Source organism: Arthrobacter sp. LAPM80, assembly GCF_046736435.1.
Taxonomy (GTDB): domain Bacteria; phylum Actinomycetota; class Actinomycetes; order Actinomycetales; family Micrococcaceae; genus Specibacter.
Genome location: NZ_JBCHVD010000004.1, coordinates 1 through 22,186, shown reverse-complemented (window position 1 = coordinate 22,186; position 22,186 = coordinate 1). Strand labels below are relative to the sequence as shown.

The 22,186-nt window shown below is 58.9% G+C and carries 28 protein-coding genes; 27 read left to right on the top strand and 1 reads right to left on the bottom strand.

Annotation, left to right across the window (positions count from 1 at the left end; all coding sequences use genetic code 11):
- Positions 1-11 precede the first annotated feature (11 nt).
- Both fusA and tuf read left to right on the top strand, forming a co-directional pair.
- A complete protein-coding gene (fusA, locus tag AAGW05_RS05700) occupies positions 12-2,126 on the top strand; it encodes an elongation factor G (RefSeq protein ID WP_411803520.1) in 2,115 nt (704 codons plus the stop codon).
- Positions 2,127-2,286: 160 nt separating this feature from the next.
- Positions 2,287-3,477, top strand: coding sequence for an elongation factor Tu (tuf, locus tag AAGW05_RS05695; RefSeq protein ID WP_411803519.1), 1,191 nt, complete (start codon positions 2,287-2,289; stop codon positions 3,475-3,477).
- A 158-nt stretch (positions 3,478-3,635) separates the two neighbouring features.
- Here the strand turns inward: tuf and AAGW05_RS05690 are convergent, their stop codons facing one another.
- On the bottom strand, positions 3,636-4,925 hold the full coding sequence (locus AAGW05_RS05690) for an MFS transporter (protein ID WP_411803518.1): 1,290 nt from the start codon (positions 4,923-4,925) through the stop codon (positions 3,636-3,638).
- A gap of 430 nt (positions 4,926-5,355) precedes the next feature.
- Between AAGW05_RS05690 and rpsJ the strand changes: the two genes are divergently transcribed.
- From rpsJ to AAGW05_RS05565, 25 genes are all read left to right on the top strand, one after another.
- Positions 5,356-5,664, top strand: a complete 309-nt coding sequence (gene rpsJ / locus AAGW05_RS05685) for a 30S ribosomal protein S10 (RefSeq protein WP_038464699.1) — start codon at positions 5,356-5,358, stop codon at positions 5,662-5,664.
- Between the two features lie 17 nt (positions 5,665-5,681).
- Positions 5,682-6,332, top strand: coding sequence for a 50S ribosomal protein L3 (gene rplC, locus AAGW05_RS05680; RefSeq protein WP_411803517.1), 651 nt, complete (start codon positions 5,682-5,684; stop codon positions 6,330-6,332).
- Between the two features lie 4 nt (positions 6,333-6,336).
- Positions 6,337-7,173, top strand: a complete 837-nt coding sequence (gene rplD, locus AAGW05_RS05675) for a 50S ribosomal protein L4 (RefSeq protein WP_411803516.1) — start codon at positions 6,337-6,339, stop codon at positions 7,171-7,173.
- On the top strand, positions 7,170-7,475 hold the full coding sequence (gene rplW / locus AAGW05_RS05670; RefSeq protein WP_283458455.1) for a 50S ribosomal protein L23: 306 nt from the start codon (positions 7,170-7,172) through the stop codon (positions 7,473-7,475). Before rplD ends, rplW begins: the two co-directional genes overlap by 4 nt.
- A gap of 30 nt (positions 7,476-7,505) precedes the next feature.
- The gene (rplB, locus tag AAGW05_RS05665; protein WP_411803515.1) at positions 7,506-8,345 is read left to right on the top strand and encodes a 50S ribosomal protein L2; all 840 of its coding nucleotides are present in this window, start codon (positions 7,506-7,508) and stop codon (positions 8,343-8,345) included.
- 12 nt (positions 8,346-8,357) lie between these two features.
- Positions 8,358-8,639, top strand: a complete 282-nt coding sequence (rpsS, locus tag AAGW05_RS05660; RefSeq protein ID WP_019481497.1) for a 30S ribosomal protein S19 — start codon at positions 8,358-8,360, stop codon at positions 8,637-8,639.
- A gap of 38 nt (positions 8,640-8,677) precedes the next feature.
- Positions 8,678-9,043, top strand: coding sequence for a 50S ribosomal protein L22 (gene rplV, locus AAGW05_RS05655; RefSeq protein ID WP_411803514.1), 366 nt, complete (start codon positions 8,678-8,680; stop codon positions 9,041-9,043).
- Entirely contained in the window at positions 9,044-9,883 is an 840-nt protein-coding gene (gene rpsC, locus AAGW05_RS05650; protein WP_411803513.1) for a 30S ribosomal protein S3, read from the top strand.
- A complete protein-coding gene (gene rplP / locus AAGW05_RS05645; RefSeq protein ID WP_038464683.1) occupies positions 9,884-10,300 on the top strand; it encodes a 50S ribosomal protein L16 in 417 nt (138 codons plus the stop codon). It abuts the gene before it with no gap.
- Between the two features lie 2 nt (positions 10,301-10,302).
- On the top strand, positions 10,303-10,626 hold the full coding sequence (gene rpmC, locus AAGW05_RS05640) for a 50S ribosomal protein L29 (RefSeq protein WP_411803512.1): 324 nt from the start codon (positions 10,303-10,305) through the stop codon (positions 10,624-10,626).
- Between the two features lie 62 nt (positions 10,627-10,688).
- On the top strand, positions 10,689-10,919 hold the full coding sequence (gene rpsQ / locus AAGW05_RS05635) for a 30S ribosomal protein S17 (protein ID WP_411803738.1): 231 nt from the start codon (positions 10,689-10,691) through the stop codon (positions 10,917-10,919).
- A gap of 482 nt (positions 10,920-11,401) precedes the next feature.
- A complete protein-coding gene (rplN, locus tag AAGW05_RS05630) occupies positions 11,402-11,770 on the top strand; it encodes a 50S ribosomal protein L14 (protein ID WP_062286641.1) in 369 nt (122 codons plus the stop codon).
- A gap of 3 nt (positions 11,771-11,773) precedes the next feature.
- Positions 11,774-12,136: a 50S ribosomal protein L24 gene (gene rplX / locus AAGW05_RS05625; RefSeq protein ID WP_411803511.1), complete on the top strand. Its 363-nt coding sequence runs from the start codon at positions 11,774-11,776 to the stop codon at positions 12,134-12,136.
- Positions 12,133-12,717, top strand: coding sequence for a 50S ribosomal protein L5 (gene rplE, locus AAGW05_RS05620; protein WP_411803510.1), 585 nt, complete (start codon positions 12,133-12,135; stop codon positions 12,715-12,717). The genes rplX and rplE overlap by 4 nt, the downstream gene beginning before the upstream one ends.
- Before the next feature lie 103 nt (positions 12,718-12,820).
- Positions 12,821-13,219: a 30S ribosomal protein S8 gene (gene rpsH / locus AAGW05_RS05615; RefSeq protein ID WP_103464858.1), complete on the top strand. Its 399-nt coding sequence runs from the start codon at positions 12,821-12,823 to the stop codon at positions 13,217-13,219.
- Positions 13,220-13,242: 23 nt separating this feature from the next.
- Positions 13,243-13,779, top strand: coding sequence for a 50S ribosomal protein L6 (gene rplF, locus AAGW05_RS05610; protein ID WP_411803509.1), 537 nt, complete (start codon positions 13,243-13,245; stop codon positions 13,777-13,779).
- 2 nt (positions 13,780-13,781) lie between these two features.
- Positions 13,782-14,153 (top strand): 50S ribosomal protein L18, encoded by a 372-nt coding sequence (gene rplR, locus AAGW05_RS05605; protein ID WP_044576453.1) that lies wholly within the window; start codon positions 13,782-13,784, stop codon positions 14,151-14,153.
- A gap of 26 nt (positions 14,154-14,179) precedes the next feature.
- A complete protein-coding gene (rpsE, locus tag AAGW05_RS05600) occupies positions 14,180-14,860 on the top strand; it encodes a 30S ribosomal protein S5 (RefSeq protein ID WP_411803508.1) in 681 nt (226 codons plus the stop codon).
- Positions 14,860-15,072, top strand: a complete 213-nt coding sequence (gene rpmD / locus AAGW05_RS05595) for a 50S ribosomal protein L30 (RefSeq protein ID WP_411803507.1) — start codon at positions 14,860-14,862, stop codon at positions 15,070-15,072. Before rpsE ends, rpmD begins: the two co-directional genes overlap by 1 nt.
- Position 15,073: 1 nt before the next feature.
- Complete coding sequence (gene rplO, locus AAGW05_RS05590; RefSeq protein WP_411803506.1) at positions 15,074-15,553, top strand: 50S ribosomal protein L15; 480 nt, start codon at positions 15,074-15,076, stop codon at positions 15,551-15,553.
- 221 nt (positions 15,554-15,774) lie between these two features.
- Complete coding sequence (gene secY, locus AAGW05_RS05585) at positions 15,775-17,100, top strand: preprotein translocase subunit SecY (RefSeq protein ID WP_411803505.1); 1,326 nt, start codon at positions 15,775-15,777, stop codon at positions 17,098-17,100.
- A gap of 5 nt (positions 17,101-17,105) precedes the next feature.
- Complete coding sequence (locus AAGW05_RS05580; RefSeq protein WP_411803504.1) at positions 17,106-17,666, top strand: adenylate kinase; 561 nt, start codon at positions 17,106-17,108, stop codon at positions 17,664-17,666.
- A gap of 122 nt (positions 17,667-17,788) precedes the next feature.
- Entirely contained in the window at positions 17,789-18,625 is an 837-nt protein-coding gene (gene map, locus AAGW05_RS05575; RefSeq protein WP_411803503.1) for a type I methionyl aminopeptidase, read from the top strand.
- A gap of 1,475 nt (positions 18,626-20,100) precedes the next feature.
- Positions 20,101-20,505, top strand: a complete 405-nt coding sequence (locus AAGW05_RS05570; RefSeq protein WP_411803502.1) for a hypothetical protein — start codon at positions 20,101-20,103, stop codon at positions 20,503-20,505.
- 80 nt (positions 20,506-20,585) lie between these two features.
- The gene (locus tag AAGW05_RS05565; protein ID WP_411803501.1) at positions 20,586-21,572 is read left to right on the top strand and encodes a DNA topoisomerase IB; all 987 of its coding nucleotides are present in this window, start codon (positions 20,586-20,588) and stop codon (positions 21,570-21,572) included.
- Positions 21,573-22,186 lie beyond the last annotated feature (614 nt).

Sequence of the window (22,186 nt, the reverse complement as noted above, 5' to 3'; positions counted from 1 at the left end):
AGGGAGAAACCGTGGCACAGGACGTGCTTACAGACCTGAACAAGGTCCGCAACATCGGCATCATGGCCCACATTGATGCTGGCAAGACCACCACCACTGAGCGCATCCTGTTCTACACGGGTGTGAACCACAAGATCGGCGAAACGCACGACGGCGCTTCGACGACTGACTGGATGGAACAGGAAAAGGAACGCGGCATCACCATCACGTCTGCCGCCGTGACCTGCTTCTGGAACAACAACCAGATCAACATCATTGACACACCCGGCCACGTTGACTTCACGGTAGAGGTCGAGCGCTCCTTGCGTGTTCTCGATGGCGCCGTTGCTGTTTTCGACGGCAAGGAAGGCGTTGAGCCGCAGTCTGAGACTGTTTGGCGTCAGGCTGACAAGTACAACGTTCCGCGTATCTGCTTCGTCAACAAGATGGACAAGCTCGGCGCTGATTTCTACTTCACCGTAGACACCATCATCAACCGTTTGGGTGCCAAGCCGTTGGTCATGCAGCTGCCGATCGGCACTGAAAGCGAATTCGTTGGTGTCGTCGACCTGATGACCATGAAGGCTTTCGTCTGGGCCGGTGACTCCAAGGGTGACGTCACCATGGGTGCCGCTTACGAAGTCCAGGAGATCCCCGCTGATCTTCAGGAAAAGGCAGAAGAGTACCGCGCAGCCCTCGTTGAGGCCGCTGCGGAGTCCTCCGAAGAGCTCATGGAGAAGTACCTTGAAGGTATCGAACCTTCCATCGAGGAGCTGAAGGCTGGCATTCGCAAGCTGACAGTCAACTCGGAGATCTACCCGGTCTTCTGTGGTTCTGCCTTCAAGAACCGTGGCGTTCAGCCGATGCTCGATGCTGTCATCGACTACCTGCCGAACCCCTTGGATGTTGGCGCGATGATCGGTCATGATCCCCGCAACGAGGAAATCGAACTCCGTCGCGAACCGAGCGAAGACGAGCCGTTCTCGGCACTTGCCTTCAAGATCGCATCGCACCCGTTCTTCGGCCAGTTGAACTTCATCCGCGTGTACTCGGGCAAGGCAACTCCCGGTACTCAGCTGCTGAACTCCACGAAGCAGAAGAAGGAACGTATTGGCAAGCTCTTCCAGATGCACGCCAATAAGGAAATGCCCGTAGACGAGGTCCATGCAGGCCACATCTACGCAGTGATCGGCCTCAAGGACACCACCACCGGTGACACCTTGTGCGATCCCGGCAACCCGATTGTTCTCGAGTCGATGACCTTCCCCGATCCCGTGATCTTCGTTGCCATTGAGCCGAAGACCAAGAGTGACCAGGAGAAGCTGTCAACGGCTATCCAGAAGCTCTCCGCTGAGGACCCGACGTTCACTGTCAACCTCAACGAAGACACCGGCCAGACTGAAATTGGCGGCATGGGCGAGCTCCACCTGGACATCCTTGTGGACCGCATGCGTCGCGAATTCAACGTTGAGGCCAACGTTGGCAAGCCGCAGGTTGCTTACCGCGAAACCATCAAGCGCGCAGTCGTCAAGCACGACTACACGCACAAGAAGCAGACCGGTGGTTCAGGTCAGTTCGCAAAGATTCAGATCGCAATTGCGCCTTTGGATACTGCTGATGGCGAAATGTACGAATTCGAAAACAAGGTCACCGGTGGTCGTGTTCCCCGTGAATACATCCCCAGCGTTGACCAGGGCATCCAGTCCGCATTGCCTGATGGCGTGCTTGCCGGTTACCCGATGGTTGGCATCAAGGCCACGCTGCTTGACGGCGCGTCCCACGATGTTGACTCCTCCGAAATGGCCTTCAAGATCGCCGGTCGAATGGCGTTCAAGGAAGCTGCTCGGATGGCCAACCCGGTTCTGCTTGAACCGTTGATGGAAGTTGAAGTCCGCACCCCTGAGGAATACATGGGTGAAGTTATCGGTGACCTCAACTCCCGTCGTGGCCAGATGCAGTCAATGGAGGACGCCAGCGGCGTCAAGGTCATCAAGGCCCTGGTTCCGTTGTCAGGCATGTTCGGATACATCGGTGACCTGCGGTCCAAGACCCAGGGTCGTGCCGTGTACTCGATGAAGTTTGATAGCTACTCTGAGGTTCCGAAGGCTGTAGCCGACGAAATCATCCAGAAGGCACGCGGCGAATAGTCGCACTTTTGCTTGGCGTCTGTTCCGGCCCTAAGCTGGAACAGACGCCAGCATCAAGCAATTTCTTAAACATAAAAAGCCCCCAGTAGACTTACTACGACTTCAGTGACGAACAGCGTCGCTGAGAGTAAGTCATCTGAAAACGTTCTAGGAGGAACCCGTGGCAAAGGCAAAGTTCGAGCGGACCAAGCCGCACGTTAACATCGGCACCATCGGTCACGTTGACCATGGTAAGACCACGTTGACGGCTGCCATTTCCAAGGTACTGTACGACAAGTACCCGGATCTGAACGAGCAGCGTGATTTCAGCTCCATCGACTCGGCTCCCGAGGAGAAGCAGCGCGGTATCACGATCAACATCTCGCACGTTGAGTACCAGACCGAGAAGCGCCACTACGCACACGTAGACGCCCCCGGTCACGCTGACTACATCAAGAACATGATCACCGGTGCTGCCCAGATGGACGGCGCTATCCTGGTGGTTGCTGCGACTGACGGCCCGATGGCCCAGACTCGCGAGCACGTTCTGTTGGCCCGCCAGGTTGGTGTCCCCTACCTGCTGGTTGCATTGAACAAGTCCGACATGGTCGATGACGAAGAACTCCTCGACCTGGTCGAAATGGAAGTTCGCGAACTCCTCTCCTCACAGGGCTTCGACGGCGACGAGGCACCTGTTGTCCGCGTTTCCGGCCTGAAGGCTCTGGAAGGCGACCCCGTATGGGTCAAGTCCGTTGAGGACTTGATGGACGCCGTTGACAACAACGTGCCGGACCCCATCCGCGACAAGGACAAGCCGTTCTTGATGCCGGTTGAAGATGTCTTCACCATCACCGGTCGTGGAACTGTTGTTACGGGCCGCGCCGAGCGTGGAACACTTCAGATCAACTCTGAGGTCGAGATCGTCGGCATCCGTCCGGTCCAGAAGACCACGGTTACCGGTATCGAAATGTTCCACAAGCAGCTCGACGAGGCATGGGCCGGCGAGAACTGTGGTCTGCTGCTCCGCGGCATCAAGCGCGAAGACGTAGAGCGTGGACAGGTCATCGTGAAGCCGGGTTCCATCACCCCGCACACCGACTTCGAAGCCAACGTCTACATCTTGGCCAAGGATGAGGGCGGTCGTCACAACCCGTTCTACTCCAACTACCGCCCGCAGTTCTACTTCCGCACAACGGATGTTACCGGCGTCATCACCTTGCCCGAGGGCACGGAAATGGTTATGCCTGGCGACAACACCGAAATGACTGTCGCGCTGATCCAGCCGATCGCCATGGAAGAGGGCCTCGGCTTCGCTATCCGCGAAGGCGGCCGCACCGTTGGTTCAGGCCGTGTCACCAAGATCATCAAGTAATTTCTAATTACTGAAGTTCTTTGAAGAAGGTCCCCGGCTTCGGCTGGGGGCCTTCTTTTTTGTCCGCCGGGGATGCAGCGTTTGCCACTGGTCCGCGGAAACATAGGCAACCGCTGAATCCCCGAACTAGGGGAAACGACGGCTGCGGGTGGGGAGGGCTACCTGACTCCCTTGACCTGGCCAACGGCCCAGGCCCCTGCAAGTGCGGTGAGACCGGAAACCAGGAACAGCAGGGTGAAGCCGCCGACCGCGCTGACCAGCAGCGCGCCCAGCATCGGAGCGAACGCCTGGGGGACCGTCAGGGCAATGTTCATGATGCCGAGGTCCTTTCCGCGGGAGAGCTGGTCGGGCAGAACTTCGGTGGCCAATGCCTGATCCACGGAGAGGAAGCAGCCGTAGCCCAGTCCCAGCAGGGCGGCCCCGACAGTGGCGGCCTCCACGGTGGGGATGAAGGCAAGGATCAGTGCCGCGGCGGCCTGGAGCACTGAAGAGCCGAACACAAACACCCGGCGGCGTCCGAGTTTGTCCGAAAGCCGGCCAAGCCACAGCGACGCCACGATGACGAAGACCATGTAGACAAGGGTCAGCAGAATAAGCGAGCCCTCGGCATCGGGCACCTTCAGCCCGTACATGAGGAAGTACAGCAGCAAGCTGGTGCCAAAGGCGTTGCCGAGGTTCACCAGGATACGGCTGAGCAGTGTCCAGCCGAAGTCGGGGAACTTGCGCGGGCTGATCCACATCCCTTCCAGGAGCGAGTGCAGGGTGAGTGGCGCAACGATTCCCTGTGGCAGCACGGCGTCGGGAATCAGCAGCAGGAAGGGCAGTGACAGAACCACCAGGAGTGCGGCCATGAGCGCATAGCCGCCGAAGGTGCCAAGCCCCAGTGTGGTGACCAGGACCAGGACGGCGATGATGCCGATGGCCTGAGGGGCCGAAATCCACCCTGAGACGTATCCGCGCTGGTTCACCGGCACCTGGTCGGAGATGGCGGCTGTCAGCGCCGCCGTGAGGACACAGAAGAACGTGCTTGCCACGACCCAGCACATCCCGATGCCGGTCAGGGACGTCTGCAGGCCCAGAATGAGAAGTGATAAGGCGAAGCCCGCGGTCCCGCCCGCAATCCACGGCCGGCGTCGGCCGAAGCGGGACGTGGTGCGGTCCGAGAGTGCGCCCGTGAGCGGGTAGGCGATGAGTGCGAAAGCGCCGGCGATGCCGGAGATCATGCCGAAGCCCAAGACGTTTTGCACCCAGTCGGCGGCGTCGAGGAACTTTTCGACCTGCAGCGGAAGCAATAGTTGCACGGGCGTCAGCTGCGCGATCCACACCCCAAACCAGCTGAGCGCAAAGAATGAGATCCACCTCCCGCTGACCCTGCGCGTGGGTACATCGGCCAGTGACTGTGTTGACGGGGTTGCGGACACCGCGCCATTATTGGTGACTTTGCTCACGAATTCAGCTTCTCATGGTAGTCAAGGGTGGCGCGACGGCGGTAGTCAGGGGCTGCCGGGGCGCTGAGGTGGCGGGGATTATGCATGGCCCGATTGGCGTTCCGGCGTGGAATCCGGCATACTTATTGAGTTGTTCAAGTGCTTTTTCGAGTCCCGACCGAGATAATGCTCGGTGCAGGGTCCAAGCTAAAGCCCAAACATAACCTTCCTTCGCATCATTGGTGTGGGTACGTGCGTGAATTATTCGCGACACGCCCGACCGCGGGGGTCGGGGCTTCGGTGGATTGAGGAACCCGGAAATATCCGGATTCAGTTCATTGGAAGCGTGGCTGTGAGTGCCACAGATGAACTATGAAAAGTAAACAGCGTTTACGTCAACAGCATCGCTCCTTTCAGGATGCTTCGTTACAGGAAAGAGAGTCACGACGCCATGGCGGGACAAAAAATCCGCATCCGGCTGAAGTCATATGACCACGAGGTTATTGATGTTTCAGCCCGGAAGATCGTTGAGACGGTCACGCGCGCAGGCGCAACGGTAGTCGGCCCGGTGCCGCTGCCCACCGAGAAGAACATTTACTGCGTAATTCGTTCTCCTCACAAGTACAAGGACAGCCGCGAGCACTTTGAAATGCGCACGCACAAGCGTCTTATCGACATCATTGATCCCACGCCCAAGGCTGTAGATTCGCTCATGCGTCTCGACCTGCCGGCCGACGTGAACATCGAAATCAAACTGTAGGGAGGTGCTGAGAAACTATGACCGCGACCCGAAACACTAAGGGCATCCTGGGCACGAAGCTCGGCATGACCCAGGTCTGGGACGAGAACAACTTGCTTGTTCCCGTAACCGTCGTCCAGGCCGACTCCAACGTCATCACCCAGCTGCGCAACGCAGAGGTAGATGGCTATGTAGCGATCCAGATCGGCTACGGTGCGATCGATCCTCGCAAGGTAACCAAGCCTTTGGCTGGTCACTTCGAAAAGGCAGGCGTCACGCCTCGTCGCCACGTCGTCGAACTGCGCACCGCAGACGCTGACACTTACACCCTCGGCCAGGAGCTCTCAGTTGAGATCTTCGAAGCCGGCCAGAAGGTCGACGTCGTCGGTACTTCAAAGGGTAAGGGCTTCGCCGGTGTCATGAAGCGTCACGGCTTCCACGGCGCCCCGGCCTCTCACGGTGCTCACAAGAACCACCGTAAGCCCGGTTCCATCGGTGGCGCGTCCACCCCTGGCCGCGTTTTCAAGGGTATGCGCATGGCAGGCCGTATGGGTGCTGAGCGCGTAACGACCATGAACCTCACCGTTCACGGCGTTGACGCCGAGAAGTCGCTGCTGCTGATCAAGGGTGCCGTTCCCGGCGCCCGCGGTTCGGTCGTACTCGTACGCACCGCCGTGAAGGGAGCTTAAGTAAATGACTACTGTCAAAGTAGATCTGCCTGCTGAGATCTTCGACGTTCAGACCAACGTGCCGCTGTTGCACCAGGTTGTCGTAGCCCAGCTTGCTGCTGCCCGTCAGGGTACTCACAAGACCAAGACCCGCGCCGAAGTATCCGGTGCAGGCCGCAAGCCGTTCGCACAGAAGGGTACCGGCCGTGCCCGTCAGGGTTCCATCCGCGCCCCTCACATGACCGGCGGTGGCGTTGTCCACGGTCCGACCCCTCGCGATTACAGCCAGCGTACGCCCAAGAAGATGAAGGCTGCAGCCCTGCGCGGCGCCCTCTCTGACCGCGCACGCAACGGCCGTATTCACGTCATCGCTGAATTGGTTTCCGGCTCCAAGCCGTCCACCAAGGTTGCAATGGCCACTCTGGCAGCCGTTACGACGCGCAAGAACTTGCTCGTTGTTATCGAGCGCGCCAACGACGTTGCCGCATTGAGCGTACGCAACATCACGAACCTCCACGTCCTGTACGTTGACCAGCTCAACACCTACGACGTGCTTGTTTCTGATGACATCGTCTTCACGCAGGCCGCTTACGATGTTTTCGTTTCGGGCCGTGCCGCTGCTGAGGCTTTCGCTTCCAGCCTGCTGCTCGTCGAAGAGCTCGTTTCCGTTGATGCAGTTGAAGGCGCCGAAGGCACCATCAAGGGCAACAAGGACTCCATGAAGTACCACGTGCCTGGTTCACGCTGGTATGACGCAACTGTGGCCGAGGTTTGGTTCGCAACGGTTGAGGATGCCAAGGCCGCAGGCTTTGTTCCCGCCGGTGGCGAAGCTGCCCAGACTTTTGAGGAGGACGCCAAGTGAGCGCCGTCACCATCAAGGATCCGCGCGACGTAGTGCTTGCACCCGTCGTATCGGAAAAGAGCTACGGCTTGATCGACGAAGGTAAGTACACCTTCCTGGTCGACCCCCGCTCGAACAAGACCGAGATCAAGCTGGCCGTGGAGAAGATTTTCTCCGTCAAGGTCGACACGATCAACACCATCAACCGTGCCGGTAAGCGCAAGCGCACCAAGTTCGGATGGGGACAGCGCAAGAACACCAAGCGCGCAATTGTCTCCCTCCGCGAGGGCACGATCGACATCTTCGGCGGTCCGCTTTCATAAGCGGAGACCACTTTAACGAGGAAATAAACTATGGGAATCCGTAAATACAAGCCGACAACCCCGGGCCGTCGCGGCTCGAGCGTTGCCGACTTCGCAGAAATCACGCGGTCGACGCCGGAGAAGTCTCTGGTCCGTCCCCTGCCCAAAAAGGGTGGCCGCAATAACACCGGTCGTATCACGACTCGTCACAAGGGTGGTGGCCACAAGCGCCAGTACCGCTTGATTGACTTCCGTCGTCACGACAAGGATGGCGTTAACGCTCGCGTTGCTGAGATCGAATACGATCCCAACCGCACCGCACGCATTGCCCTCCTGCACTACGTTGATGGCACCAAGCGTTACATCATCGCCCCGAACAAGCTCAAGCAGGGTGACTTCGTAGAAGCCGGCGCCGCAGCTGACATCAAGCCTGGCAACAACCTGCCGATGCGCAACATCCCCGTGGGTACAGTTATCCACGCTGTGGAGCTGCGTCCCGGTGGCGGTGCCAAGATGGCTCGTTCCGCTGGTGCGTCTGTTCAGCTCGTCGCCAAGGAAGGCAAGTTCGCCCAGCTGCGTCTGCCCTCCGGTGAAATCCGCAACGTTGATGTGCGCTGCCGCGCAACCATCGGCGAGGTCGGCAACGCTGAGCAGTCCAACATCAACTGGGGTAAGGCTGGCCGTATGCGCTGGAAGGGCGTACGCCCGACCGTCCGCGGTGTTGTCATGAACCCTGTTGATCACCCGCATGGTGGTGGTGAAGGTAAGACCTCCGGTGGACGTCACCCGGTCAACCCGAACGGTAAGCGCGAAGGCCGTACGCGCCGCCCCAACAAAGAGAGCGACAAGCTGATTGTTCGTCGCCGCCGTACTGGCAAGAACAAGCGATAGGAGCCTGGAGACATGCCACGTAGCCTGAAAAAGGGTCCCTTCGTTGACCAGCACCTCTTTGTAAAGGTAGCTAGGGAAAACGATAAGGGCACCAAGAACGTCATTAAGACCTGGTCACGCCGGTCGATGATCATCCCGGACATGCTGGGTCACACGATCGCCGTACACGATGGTCGCAAGCACATCCCCGTGTTTGTAACTGAGTCGATGGTCGGGCACAAGCTCGGCGAATTCGCCGCAACGCGGACATTCCGCGGCCATGTCAAGGACGACCGCAAGGGCAAGCGCCGCTAGGCGCTCGCTCTTACGGCAAAGACGAGAGAGAGATAGCAATGGAAGCCAAGGCAAGTGCGCGTCATCTGCGCGTAACGCCTATGAAGGCCCGGCGCGTCGTCAACCTGATTCGTGGCAAGCAGGCGAATGAGGCATTGGCGATTCTGAAGTTTGCCCCCCAGGCAGCGTCGGAACCGGTATTCAAGGTAGTTCAGTCCGCGATGGCTAACGCCCGCGTTCTGGCAGATCGCGACAGCATCGCGTTCAACGAAAATGATCTGTACATCAGCGAAATCTTCGTTGATGAAGGCCCCACCATGAAGCGGTTCCAGCCGCGAGCACAGGGCCGTGCATTCCAGATCAAGAAGCGCACCAGCCACGTCACAGTGGTTGTCGCTACACCCGAGAAAGAGGAGGTTCGCTAAGTGGGACAGAAAGTAAACCCGCACGGTTTCCGTCTCGGGATCACCACGGACCACCGTTCGCACTGGTTCGCAGACAGCAACAAGCCCGGCCAGCGGTACAAGGACTTCGTAAAAGAAGACATCCAGATCCGCGCACTCATGTCCACGGGCATGGACCGCGCCGGCATTTCCAAGGTTGAGATCGAGCGCACCCGTGACCGTGTACGTGTGGATATCCACACCGCACGTCCCGGAATTGTTATCGGTCGTCGTGGAGCCGAAGCAGACCGCATCCGCGGCGAGCTCGAAAAGCTCACCGGCAAGCAGGTTCAGCTGAACATCCTGGAAGTCAAGAACCCGGAAGCAGACGCTCAGCTTGTTGCCCAGGGCATCGCAGAGCAGCTGACTAGCCGTGTGGCTTTCCGCCGCGCGATGAAGAAGGCAATGCAGTCCGCACAGCGCACCGGCAGTGTCAAGGGCATCCGTGTCGCTTGTGCCGGTCGTCTGGGTGGCGCTGAAATGTCACGCACCGAGTTCTACCGCGAAGGTCGTGTGCCCCTGCACACCCTGCGCGCCAACATCGATTACGGCTTCTTTGAAGCCAAGACCGTGTTCGGCCGCATTGGTGTCAAGGTCTGGATCTACAAGGGCGATGTCACGTCCAAGGAACTGGCTGCTCAGGCAGCTGCCGCTCCTGCTCGTGGCCGCGGCCCCCGTCGTGACGGCGATGACCGCGGTGCCCGCGGCCCCCGTGCCGGTGGCGACCGTCGTCGTAACGACCGCACTGAGGCTCCGGCCGCAGTTGAGGCTCCTGTAGCTGCAGAGGTTGCGGCTCCGGCAGTAGAAGGAGGACAGGCTTAAATGCTTATCCCACGTCGAGTAAAGCACCGTAAGCAGCACCACCCCGGTCGTTCGGGTCAGGCTACTGGCGGCACCACGGTTTCGTTTGGTGAGTGGGGCATTCAGGCTCTTTCGCCGGCCTACGTAACCAACCGTCAGATCGAGTCCGCTCGTATCGCCATGACTCGTCACATCAAGCGTGGCGGTAAGGTGTGGATCAACATCTACCCCGACCGTCCCTTGACCAAGAAGCCTGCCGAAACCCGCATGGGTTCCGGTAAGGGTTCACCCGAGTGGTGGATTGCAAATGTCAAGCCGGGCCGTGTTCTCTTTGAACTCTCCGGTGTATCAGAAGAGGTAGCACGCGAGGCATTGCGCCTGGCAATCCACAAGCTGCCGTTGAAAGCACGCATTGTGCGTCGCGAAGGTGGTGAGTAGAGATGTCAGTTGGTTCCAAGGAACTTGCCCCTGCACAGCTTGACGGGTTCGACAATGCACGTCTTGTTGAAGAACTCCGTAAGGCTAAGGAAGAACTGTTCAACCTGCGCTTCCAGTCCGCTACCGGACAGCTGGAAAGCCACGGTCGCTTGAGCGTTGTAAAGCGCGACATCGCCCGTATCTACACAGTCATGCGTGAGCGCGAGCTGGGCATTCGCCCGGACGTCGTTGCCGCTGCACCCGTGGAGAAGGCCTCCAAGAAGGCTGACAAGGAAGCCAAGAAGGCCTCCAAGAAGGCTGAAACATCTGAGGAGGACGCCAAGTGAGCGATTCTGTAAACAACGTTGAAGAAGGCGCCGGAGCGGTTGTCCGCAACGAGCGCAAGAAGATGCGCGGCTACGTCGTCTCCAACAAGATGGATAAGACCATCGTTGTTGAGGTCGAAGACCGCGTAAAGCACGCCTTGTACGGCAAGGTTCTGCGCCGCAACAAGAAGGTCAAGGCTCACGATGAAGAGAACAGCGCCGGCATCGGCGACCTGGTCATCATCAGCGAGACCCGTCCGCTGTCTGCAACCAAGCGTTTCCGCCTGGTTGAGATCGTAGAGAAGGCCAAGTAAGCCTTTCAACACCCGTGTTGATTGATTACTCAACGTTGGGCCCGTTGCCACTTGTGGCAGCGGGCCCAACGTTGTTTAACGCACGACGGCGAAGCCGGCTGGCAGCGTACCGATACCGCGCCCGTAAAGGCCAGCATCGCCGACAGCGTGTGGGCAAGCCAACGCATTCGATTGGGGCGCAGCGCAACGCCAGGTTCCGCCGTCGTGCTAGGATTATCTATTGTTGTGCCTTTTCTGTGCGGCCGTTTACGGTAGCCAGGAAGGTTCTCAATTACCTCGTAAATACTCGTGCCCCTACAAACTGCCGTCCGATCGGCGGATTTATCCTCACATCGGAACGGAAAGTGCAGTTGGCATGAGGTATTTAGGCGTGTCTTGGCAAAATCCAGGCACGTCAAGAGACATCCCGAACAATACGTTCCGCAAGGCTTATCCATAGATGGCTTATGGCCAAGAACCGGCGCGACGAACAGGAGACACTAGTGATTCAGCAGGAGTCGCGGCTTAAGGTCGCCGACAACACGGGTGCCAAGGAAATCTTGACAATCCGCGTTCTCGGTGGATCTGGGCGCCGCTACGCAGGCATTGGCGACACGATTGTCGCAACCGTCAAGGATGCAATCCCCGGCGGTAACGTAAAGAAGGGTGACGTCGTCAAGGCTGTCATCGTTCGCACAAAGAAGGAACGCCGCCGTGCGGATGGTTCCTACATCAAGTTCGATGAGAATGCAGCTGTCATTCTCAAAGCTGACGGGGACCCCCGCGGTACCCGTATCTTCGGCCCGGTTGGCCGTGAACTTCGTGACAAGAAGTTCATGAAGATCATCTCGTTGGCTCCGGAGGTGCTGTAACTTATGGCAAAGATCAAGAAGGGTGACCTGGTTCAGGTCATCACAGGCGCCAAGGCTGAGCGTGGCGGCGACCGTGGCAAGCAGGGCAAGGTCCTGAAGGTCTACACCGAAACCAACCGCGTGTTGGTCGAGGGCGTAAACCGCGTCACGAAGCACACCAAGGCTGGCCAGACGGAACGTGGCACCAACACCGGTGGCATTGAAATCGTCGAGGCACCCATTCACATCTCCAACGTTGCTGTAGTGGACCCGTCCACGAAGAAGCCGACCCGTGTTGGCTACCGCATCGAAACCGTTGAGCGCGATGGCCGCGAGCGTCAAGTACGCATCCGCGTTGCCAAGACCTCGGGGAAGGACCTGTCATGAGCTCGGTAGTTGCAGAGAACACTCCCAAGATCACCCCTCGCCTGAAGACCCGCTACGCAGCGGAAATCAAGGCGACGCTGGTTGAGGAATTCAAGTACCAGAACGTGAACCAGGTTCCGCGCCTGGTCAAGGTTGTTGTCAACATGGGTGTTGGAGATGCCGCCAAGGACTCCAAGCTCATCGACCACGCCGTCCGCGACCTCACCGCCATCACCGGTCAGAAGCCCCAGGTAACGAAGGCTCGCAAGTCGATCGCACAGTTCAAGCTGCGCGAAGGCATGCCGATCGGTTGCCACGCTACCCTGCGTGGAGATCGCATGTGGGAATTCCTGGACCGCTTGGTCACACTTGCACTGCCCCGTATCCGCGACTTCCGCGGCCTCAGTGGCAAGCAGTTTGACGGCAACGGCAACTACACCTTCGGTTTGACCGAACAGGTTATGTTCCACGAGATCGATCAGGATTCCATCGACCGCCCCCGCGGTATGGACATCACTGTCGTGACCACAGCCAAGACCGATGACGAAGGCCGCGCGCTGCTCAAGGCGCTTGGCTTCCCGTTCAAATCCGAAGATAACTAATCTACGTAAAAGGTCCGTTCTGCGGGCGTGAAGAGCTGGAATCTGATGTCCACGCTGCTACGCCACGCGAAGGAAACCGTTACGAGGAAGGGCAAGCGCCCAAATGACAATGACAGATCCTGTCGCAGACATGCTCACGCGTCTGCGCAACGCAAACTCGGCACACCACGACACCGTGTCCATGCCGTTTAGCAAGCTCAAGGGCCACATCGCCGACATCCTCAAGGCACAGGGCTACATCGCTGCCTGGAAGGTTGAAGACGCCGAAGTTGGCAAGAAGATGACCATCGACTTGAAGTACGGTCCCGCACGTGAGCGTTCAATCGCTGGCCTGCGCCGCATCTCCAAGCCCGGACTGCGCGTTTACGCAAAGTCCACCAACCTTCCCAACGTTTTGGGTGGGCTGGGTGTCGCTATCCTGTCGACGTCTTCAGGTCTTTTGACCGACCGCCAGGCTGCCAAGAAGGGCGTGGGTGGGGAAGTCCTCGCCTACGTCTGGTAGTAGAGAGAGAAGGGAAAGAACTTATGTCACGTATTGGACGTCTCCCCATCTCCGTGCCTGCCGGCGTTGAGGTCAAGATTGAAGACAGCCTTGTTTCCGTCAAGGGCCCGAAGGGATTGCTGCAGCTTACCGTTGCCAGCCCCATCGCGGCTTCGATCGACGAGAACATCATCACCGTTAGCCGCCCCAACGATGAGCGCACCTCGCGTTCACTCCACGGTCTGACTCGTACGCTCATTGACAACCTGATCATCGGTGTCACTGCTGGCTACGAAAAGAAGCTGGAAATTGTTGGTACCGGTTACCGCGTAGTCGCCAAGGGCAAGGACCTTGAGTTCGCTCTTGGTTTCAGCCACCCGGTCCTCATTGAGGCACCTGAAGGCATCACACTGACCGTAGAAAGCCCCACAAAGCTCTCCGTGTCAGGTATTAGCAAGCAGCAGGTGGGCGAAGTTGCTGCCAACATCCGCAAGCTGCGCAAGCCCGACCCGTACAAGGGTAAGGGCGTTCGCTACGCTGGCGAGATCATCCGCCGCAAGGTCGGAAAGGCTGGTAAGTAACCATGGCACTATCCGTACGAGGAAAGTCCAAGGCCGCAGCACGCGGCCGTCGTCACCTGCGCGTTCGCAAGCGCGTCAGCGGAACAACTGTGCGTCCGCGCCTGGTCGTCAACCGCTCAGCCCGCCACGTATTCGTGCAGGTCATCGATGACACCCAGGGTCTGACCCTGGTGTCGGCATCGACCCTGGAAGCAGACATGCGCGCATTTGACGGTGACAAGACCGCCAAGGCCAAGCGCATTGGCGAGCTCGTTGCCGAGCGCGCAAAGGCTGCAGGCATTGAAGCTGTTGTCTTCGACCGTGGCGGTAACCGTTACCATGGCCGTGTCGCAGCGATCGCTGATGGCGCACGTGAAGGCGGTCTGGCACTGTGACCGAAAACATTAACAAGGAGAACACTGTGTCAGAAGCAACTGCAGCTGACGGTGCAGCCGCGAAGACTGAGACAGCTGCAGGCGCTGACAGCGCCCGTGGCCGTGGCGGTCGCGACGGTGCTCGTGGAGGCCGCGAAGGCGGCCGCGACGGTGGCCGTGGCCGCGGTCGCGACGGTGGCAAGGAAGCCGAGAAGAGCCAGTTCATCGAGCGCGTTGTCAACATCAACCGTGTTGCCAAGGTTGTCAAGGGTGGTCGTCGCTTCAGCTTCACCGCTCTGGTCATCGTTGGTGACGGCAACGGCATGGTTGGCGTTGGCTACGGCAAGGCTAAGGAAGTTCCTGCCGCTATCGCCAAGGGTGTTGAAGAAGCCAAGAAGTCCTTCTTCCGCGTTCCCATGATTGGCAAGACCATCCCGCACCGCGTCCAGGGTGAGGCCGCCGCTGGCGTCGTCATGCTGCGTCCGGCTGCTGCTGGTACCGGTGTTATTGCCGGTGGCCCGGTTCGCGCCATCCTGGAATGCGTTGGCATCCATGACGTGCTGTCCAAGTCACTTGGTTCCTCAAACGCCATCAACATTGTTCACGCAACGGTTGCTGCGTTGAAGGGCCTGGAAGACCCCAAGGCTGTTGCGGCTCGCCGCGGCTTGCCCTTGGACGAGGTTGCTCCGGCCATTCTCTTGCGCAACATGCAAAAGGCAGGTCTGTAATGACTACACCGAAGAACATTCAGGTTTCCGACGCAACGCTGGAAATCACTCAGATCAGGGGCCTCGTTGGCGCCAAGCAGAACCAGAAGGCCACCCTTCGCTCACTGGGCCTGAAGCGCATCGGTCACACCGTTACCCGCTCAGCCGACGCAGTGACTGCTGGCATGGTCAACACGGTCCAGCACCTGATCAAGGTTGAGGAGACTAAGTAAAGTGGCTACTGAGAAGACTGTAGAAACTGCTGAAAAGCAGAATGCACTGAAGGTCCACCACCTGCGTCCCGCACCGGGTGCCAAGACGGCTAAGACCCGTGTTGGCCGTGGTGAAGGATCCAAGGGTAAGACCGCAGGCCGCGGTACCAAGGGTACCAAGGCCCGCTACCAGGTAAAGGCTGGCTTTGCCGGCGGCCAGCTGCCGCTGCATATGCGCCTGCCCAAGCTGCGTGGCTTCAAGAACCCGTTCCGCGTTGAGTTCCAGGTTGTTAACCTGGACAAGCTGAACGAGCTCTTCCCCGAAGGTGGCGTTGTCACCGTCGAGGCACTGGTTGAGAAGGGTGCCGTTCGCAAGAACCAGCCCGTGAAGGTGCTCGGCACCGGCGAAATCACCGTCAAGGTTGATATTGCTGCCGACGCATTCTCCTCCAGCGCAGTTCAGAAGATTGCTGCTGCAGGCGGAACAACCACCGAACTGTAAAAAGTTCACAAATGCGCACATCTAGCGACTAGACTCTTGGTGGGTGGAATTCATGTTCCGCCCGCCAGGGGTCTTTCGTTTTACCAGAACTTTTCGCGTGTCCTGCGCTATTTCCGGTCGCGTCACCGTCACAGTTTCAGTGCGAGCTGGATCACCCCCTAGAATCAGTCCTTGAGCTTCACTTGAGAAGCTAACTTCATTACTACATATCAGGAGGACGCTTGCTTACCGCATTTGGCCGCGCCTTTCGCACGCCTGATCTGCGACGCAAGTTGTTGTTCACGCTGGGAATTCTTGCCATCTTCCGCATGGGTGCTTTCATCCCATCGCCTGGAATTGATTACCGAAATGTCCAACAGTGCGTGAATGCTGCTGACACAAGCCAGGGCATCTACCAGCTTGTGAACCTTTTCAGCGGCGGCGCCTTGCTTCAGGTTTCCATCTTTGCTTTGGGAATCATGCCCTACATCACCGCCAGCATCATCGTTCAGCTGCTGCGCGTTGTGATCCCCCGCTTCCAGGAACTGCACCTTGAAGGTGCCCAGGGCCAGGCCAAGCTAACCCAGTACACGCGTTACCTGACCATAGCCTTGGGTCTGCTCAACGCCACCACGCTCGTTACCCTTGCCCGCTCCGGCCAGCTCTTTGCCGGTTGTGGCGCTGCGGGTTCACCTGGCGCGTTGATCCCCAATGACAGCCTGGTCACGATCTTGCTGCTCATCATCACCTTGACCGCCGGTTCCGGCTTGATCATGTGGATGGGCGAGCTCGTCACCGAAAAGGGCGTCGGCAACGGCATGTCCCTGTTGATCTTCACCGCCATTGCTGCACAGTTCCCAACTTCATTGGGTGCCATCCTGAAGACTCAGGGCTGGGGCACCTTCCTGATCGTCCTGGTCATTGGTCTGCTCGTCATGGGCCTGGTTGTTTTCGTTGAGCAGTCTCAGCGTCGCATCCCTGTTCAGTACGCCAAGCGCATGGTTGGCCGACGCACCATGGGCGGCACCAGCACCTACATTCCCATCAAGGTGAACATGGCCGGCGTTATCCCGGTTATCTTCGCCTCGTCGATGCTGTACCTGCCGGCCTTGGTGGCACAGTTTGCCACTCCGGCCAACGGCGCCAACACCCCCGCCTGGATCGACTGGATCAACACCAACCTGACCCGTGGCGACCACCCGATCTACATGCTGGCGTACTTCCTGCTGACCATCGGGTTCACCTACTTCTACGTCGCGATCACCTTCAACCCTGAAGAGGTCTCCGACAACATGAAGAAGTATGGCGGATTCATTCCCGGCATCCGTGCGGGCCGTCCCACCCAGGACTACCTCCAGTACGTTATTTCACGCATCACGCTGCCGGGCGCGCTTTACCTGGCCATCGTCGCATTGATCCCCCTCATTGCACTGGTCATCATTGGCGCGAACCAGAACTTCCCGTTCGGTGGAACCTCAATCCTGATTATTGTCGGTGTCGGTTTGGAGACAGTGAAACAAATTGATGCGCAGCTCCAGCAGCGCCATTATGAAGGGCTATTGCGATGACAAGAATGTTGATCATAGGACCTCCCGGGTCGGGCAAGGGCACACAGGCCGACCGCATCTGCGCAGAGCTCGGCATCGTAGCCATCTCCACCGGTGACATCTTCCGCGCCAACGTCAAGGGTGAGACACCCCTGGGCCTGGAAGCGAAGAAGTACATCGACATGGGTGACTTTGTGCCGGACAGCGTAACCAACAAGATGGTGCGGGACCGGCTCGCCCAGGACGATGTGGCTGAGGGTTTCCTGCTTGATGGTTATCCCCGTACCTCGCCCCAGGTGGATGAACTCGACGACATCCTGGCCGCGGCCAAGGTCGGGCTCGAGGTTGTTGTCCAGCTGACGGCAGACGACGAGGAACTCGTCAAGCGCCTACTGGGCCGCGCCGTGGAAACCGGACGCACCGACGACACCGAAAAAGTGATTCGGCACCGCCTGGACCTTTACCGTGAACAGACTGAGGTTGTAGTGTCCCGCTATGCGGAGCGCGGCATTCTGGCCAAGGTTGACGGACTCGGCGAGATGGACGACGTGACTGCACGCATCATGGACGCCATCAAAAACGTCTAAACCGCCAACAAGGGCAACGGCAATTCTCAACGGCGCTGCACAGGCGTCAGGTAGTGAAGGAGGGCTCCTTCCCGTATTTTGGGAAGGAGCCCTTGTTTGTTCCATAGCGAAAGGATTCTTTCATGGCATTTGGCCAGCAAAGGATTGAGTACAAGACAATTGACCAGATGCGCATCATGCGCCGCAGCGGACTCATCCTGGACGCTGCACTGAACACCACGATCGCCGCCGTCGGGCCGGGGATCACCACAGGCGAGCTGGACGCCATCTTCGCCGCCGAAATCAAGGCTGCCAGCGCCACCTCCAACTTCCTGGGCTACCACGGCTTTCCGGCAACGATCTGCGCCTCGGTGAATGAGGAAGTCGTCCACGGCATCCCCGGTGCCCGTGTGTTGGAAGCCGGCGACCTCATTTCCATCGATGGTGGCGCCATCGTCGAAGGGTGGCACTCGGACTCCGCGCGCAGCACGATCGTTGGCGGCCCCGCCGCTGAGGATCCGGCTGACCGCCGTCTGAGCGACATCACCGAGGAAAGCATGTGGCGAGGCATTGCGGCCATGGCCAGCGCCAAATATGTCGGCGACATTGGCGATGCCATCGACGACTACGTCACCTCCCAGCCCGGTCCTGAATTGGGCATCCTGGAGGATTTCGTTGGTCACGGCATCGGGTCGACCATGCACATGGCCCCCGACGTGCTGAACTACGCGTCCAAGCACCGCGGCCCCAAGCTCAAGCCCGGCATGTGCCTGGCGCTTGAGCCCATGCTGGTCCGTGGCGGCCTCGAGACGATCACCCTCCAAGACGACTGGACGGTTGTTACGGCCGACAAGGCCCGCGCCGCGCACTGGGAACATTCAGTTGCCGTGCATGCCAAGGGCATCTGGGTGCTGACAGCGGCCGACGGCGGTGCGGAGCGGCTTGCGCCGTGGGGCGTCACCCCGGTCCCGCTGGACTAAGCACGGCACCATGCCTCTCTGGATCAGTCAGGTGGGACGCACCCGCCGAGACGGAGAGACCGCAGGGAAAGATTCACATTGTTGAACCATGCGCATCTGAAGCAGGAAAATTAAAACGGCCCCGAACCATGAAAATCATGGTCGGGGCCTTTTTTCGTCTGCTCCAGCCCTGGGGCGTGGCTGCCACATGCGGGCGGAGTTGCATGTCTAACGCGGTTGTGTCGCGTGGAGTCGTTGCTGCCCAGTTCTGACGTCCATCGCGGGTGCCCGTTCGACAAGAGCCGTCAGGTAGTTGAAGGGATCGCCTACCCGGCTGTTGATGGCCGAGACCAACACGACCGCAGAGATTACCTGGACCATCGCACTGGACTCGACGATCCACCTCGCGCACCAGCATGGGGGGAAACTCTCCCCGCACCACAGGCGGGCCCGCTGAATGACAAGATACTGCGGAACGAGCCTAAGGATCATGCTTTGATTCGTTCCTGCTCGAGCTGGGCAAAAAATTGCACCCTGACAGCGCCGGAACAAAAAGATCAAGGCCGCCATCTCTGACCCACGAGAGCAGATCGCCAACCGTTACGACAAACTCGCCATCACCTGCCGGGCCAGCGTCGCACTCGACGCCTGCCTGATCTGGTCTAGGCGTGTCTCCTAACGCGGCGCTCCCGATGAAAACTGCTTGCAGGACTGCTGCTGCGCGGTAGGTGAGTGGGAGTTTGTCGTATCGGGTGGCCGCCCGCACCATTGCTTCATGGTGTTGAATCTGCGTTCGCCAACGTTACGTCGTTTATACGCTTCCGTGCCGTAACGCACGGGCCTGCCACCTGCAGATCCTCTGCGTTTTCGGTTGGCTTTCTGGTCTTCCTCCTCGGAAATGACGCACTGGATTCCGCGGTCGCGCAGCTAAGCGCGGATCGCTTTGGACGAGTAGCCTTGTCCGCCGCGGCTCAGGCTTGCGTCTGAACGCATAAAAGTCACCATTGACGATCCTCGGAAGGGTAAGGGAATTTACGAATTCAGCGGCCCGTATGCGCTTGCTTGCGGCGAGGAAACCGAAAAGGAACGCTGTTGCCCAGGGTGCCCCTCCTTCACCTCGAATCTGGTTGCGCCGATAGTGCAGATGCCCGGTGGCCGATCCGCACGCCCGCTATTCCTAGACATTATGCGGCGCGTTACATAAGGTACCTGTTGGGGTCCGGCCTTTGGTTCTGGGCATACATGTTTGGTCCCCCTGAAGTTCGGGCTGGTGTGCCGTCAACGTGGAAAGGGCAGGAAATATGTCGGGCGAATTCTTCATGACCGAGCACCAAGAATTGTTTGACGCGTTGATGGCTTGCTGAGAGAATTTGGGCCGTTCCGCAAGTATCTGCTCCTGACGCATAACAAAATGTGAGGTTGAAATGACACCGTCTAAATTCGAGCCAGTGGAGATCTCTACGCGAATGCGCCCTGGTGAGTGGACCCCTGAAAGTTTGAGCGAATTGACGGCTTCCTACCAGCGCCAACTGCATGAGATGGGTGCGCCGAAACAGGAAGTTGTCACCGAAGTGAGGCAACCTGAGGACGGCTCAGCGCATGTGCGCGTGAGCTGGATGCATCGAGGTGCACACACGTTCTCCACCCTTAACCAGAATGAACCCTCTGAGGCTGTGACTGCCCGCGGCAATGGCGAAGACATACCGCAGGGAAGCGCCACTGCCGACTCCCAAGGGCTGGGTGCGGTACTCGGCGATGCCGAGCGCTCCTCTATTGATGAGCCTCCAACAGAGCGGGCCGCCGACGCCGAGAAGCACCAGCAAACACCGGACCTCATCATGTACACCACTTCAGAAGGGGAAACGTACGTCGAAGAAGCGCCGGGGAAGCATGTGGAATGAGGCGTCCAGATTGTTCCAGCCGTCCCCACAGCTAAGCTGGCTGCCTGGTTCAGCCCGGCAGGAGTGAGAAAGGAGTTACGTTGGCCCAGTCACTGCAACGGATTGAACCTGGGACCGGCGGAATCACCCGGCGAGCAGCAGGACGGGGGTTCAGCTACGTCTCCGCCAACGGTAAACACATCCGCTCAGAAAAAATACTTGCTCGCATTGCTGGCTTGGCCATTCCGCCGGCATGGACCCAAGTATGGATTGTCTCGCAACCAAACGCCCACATTCAGGCCACAGGTGTGGACGCGGCCGGGCGGACTCAATACATCTACCATCCGAAATGGCGGGAAATCCAAGACAGTGAGAAGTTCATTCGCTCATTAGCCTTCGCCCAACGGTTGCCAACCATACGCCGCGGCGTCGCTCGTGACCTTCGACAAGAGTTCAACGGCCAGCGCCGAGCCTTGGCAGCCGGCGTTCGACTCATCGACCGGACCGGGCTTCGGGTGGGTGGGGCGGCGTACGCCAAGGAAAATGGGTCTTTTGGTGCCACCACGCTGCAACGCCGCCACACCGATATTGAAGGTACTCTGCTTCACCTAAAATTCCGGGGGAAATCGGCGGGGGAATGGGATTTGCTAGTCAAGGACGAGCTTCTGACAAACTATCTCGGCTCCATGCCCCATACTCCCCGATCCGCCCCCGCGCTTTCCTACGCCGTGACTTCCGGACGCCGAAAGCAATGGAAACCCATCTCCGACACTGCTCTGAACTCCTACCTTGAGGAACTTGCTGGACACGGGTTTACCGCAAAGGACTTCCGCACATGGCAGGGCACAGTGGTTGCGGCGTGCTCGCTATCTCGCTCACTACACTCCGGTACCACCTCTCCCGATGCCGTGACAGCCGCGATTGCTGATGCGGCGGCATGGCTTCACAACACGCCTAGCGTGGCGAGGGAAGCGTATATCAACCCACGAGTGATTGCCCTGTACGAACAGGGAATCGTCGCTGACCTTCGAAAAGGCAGGGACCGTGCCGTCTACGAGCTGCTCGCGGGTTCCCCACGCCGACGATGAGCTGTTGCGTGGACCTTCGTACGCGCCGATCTCTGGGCCAAACTTCGGGACGGCTACACGGGTCGGTCGAGACGGCGATTTCCTCGATTCTTCAAAGATCGGGTGGAATCAGCAGAAACCCCGGCCCGTCGGAGAGCCAATTCGTAACTGCTCGGCGTGCAGTTGTCCATCGGTCATGAGAAACTCATCCATCAAGACCACAGAGGGTGGGGCATGGGCGTCATGGGCCATAGAGCCACCTCTGCACCCACCGAAATAGGAGGCTCATAGTCCATGAAACGCGACATGATCAGCCCCCATGACACCACGCAGTGGCACGAACCAGCGATGGCCGCGGCCTCGTTGGTTTCCCAGCTACTGCGGGCCTGGTTCCCAGCAAAATGTCAGTGTGGCCTAGTAGCCTGAAAACTGAAGTGGCCAACCGTCCCCCAATGGGTTGGCCACTTCATTTTTTATGCCCCTCGAACGGTAGCCTGCTACCGGCAAGTTCCCCGTGACCCGAGAACCACCGCTGCTGGCTTGCTGCCGCAGTGACCAGGTTTTCAGCCGGGTCCAGTAAGTTTCAGAGCAGGGGTCGGAGGGGAACTAGAACTGTTTCGCTAAAACGGGCCAGC

Bases quoted from the DNA above. Each gene is read 5' to 3' on its own strand.
- rplP (WP_038464683.1), top strand. From the start codon at position 9,884: ATGCTTATCCCACGTCGAGTAAAGCACCGTAAGCAGCACCACCCCGGT.
- AAGW05_RS05580 (WP_411803504.1), top strand. From the start codon at position 17,106: ATGTTGATCATAGGACCTCCCGGGTCGGGCAAGGGCACACAGGCCGAC.
- rpmD (WP_411803507.1), top strand. From the start codon at position 14,860: ATGACTACACCGAAGAACATTCAGGTTTCCGACGCAACGCTGGAAATC.
- rpsH (WP_103464858.1), top strand. From the start codon at position 12,821: ATGACAATGACAGATCCTGTCGCAGACATGCTCACGCGTCTGCGCAAC.
- map (WP_411803503.1), top strand. From the start codon at position 17,789: ATGGCATTTGGCCAGCAAAGGATTGAGTACAAGACAATTGACCAGATG.
- rplB (WP_411803515.1), top strand. From the start codon at position 7,506: ATGGGAATCCGTAAATACAAGCCGACAACCCCGGGCCGTCGCGGCTCG.
- rpsQ (WP_411803738.1), top strand. From the start codon at position 10,689: ATGCGCGGCTACGTCGTCTCCAACAAGATGGATAAGACCATCGTTGTT.
- rplC (WP_411803517.1), top strand. From the start codon at position 5,682: ATGACCGCGACCCGAAACACTAAGGGCATCCTGGGCACGAAGCTCGGC.
- rplE (WP_411803510.1), top strand. From the start codon at position 12,133: ATGAGCTCGGTAGTTGCAGAGAACACTCCCAAGATCACCCCTCGCCTG.
- rplV (WP_411803514.1), top strand. From the start codon at position 8,678: ATGGAAGCCAAGGCAAGTGCGCGTCATCTGCGCGTAACGCCTATGAAG.
- rpsS (WP_019481497.1), top strand. From the start codon at position 8,358: ATGCCACGTAGCCTGAAAAAGGGTCCCTTCGTTGACCAGCACCTCTTT.
- rpsJ (WP_038464699.1), top strand. From the start codon at position 5,356: ATGGCGGGACAAAAAATCCGCATCCGGCTGAAGTCATATGACCACGAG.
- rplF (WP_411803509.1), top strand. From the start codon at position 13,243: ATGTCACGTATTGGACGTCTCCCCATCTCCGTGCCTGCCGGCGTTGAG.
- rplR (WP_044576453.1), top strand. From the start codon at position 13,782: ATGGCACTATCCGTACGAGGAAAGTCCAAGGCCGCAGCACGCGGCCGT.
- rpmC (WP_411803512.1), top strand. From the start codon at position 10,303: ATGTCAGTTGGTTCCAAGGAACTTGCCCCTGCACAGCTTGACGGGTTC.
- rplX (WP_411803511.1), top strand. From the start codon at position 11,774: ATGGCAAAGATCAAGAAGGGTGACCTGGTTCAGGTCATCACAGGCGCC.
- rplD (WP_411803516.1), top strand. From the start codon at position 6,337: ATGACTACTGTCAAAGTAGATCTGCCTGCTGAGATCTTCGACGTTCAG.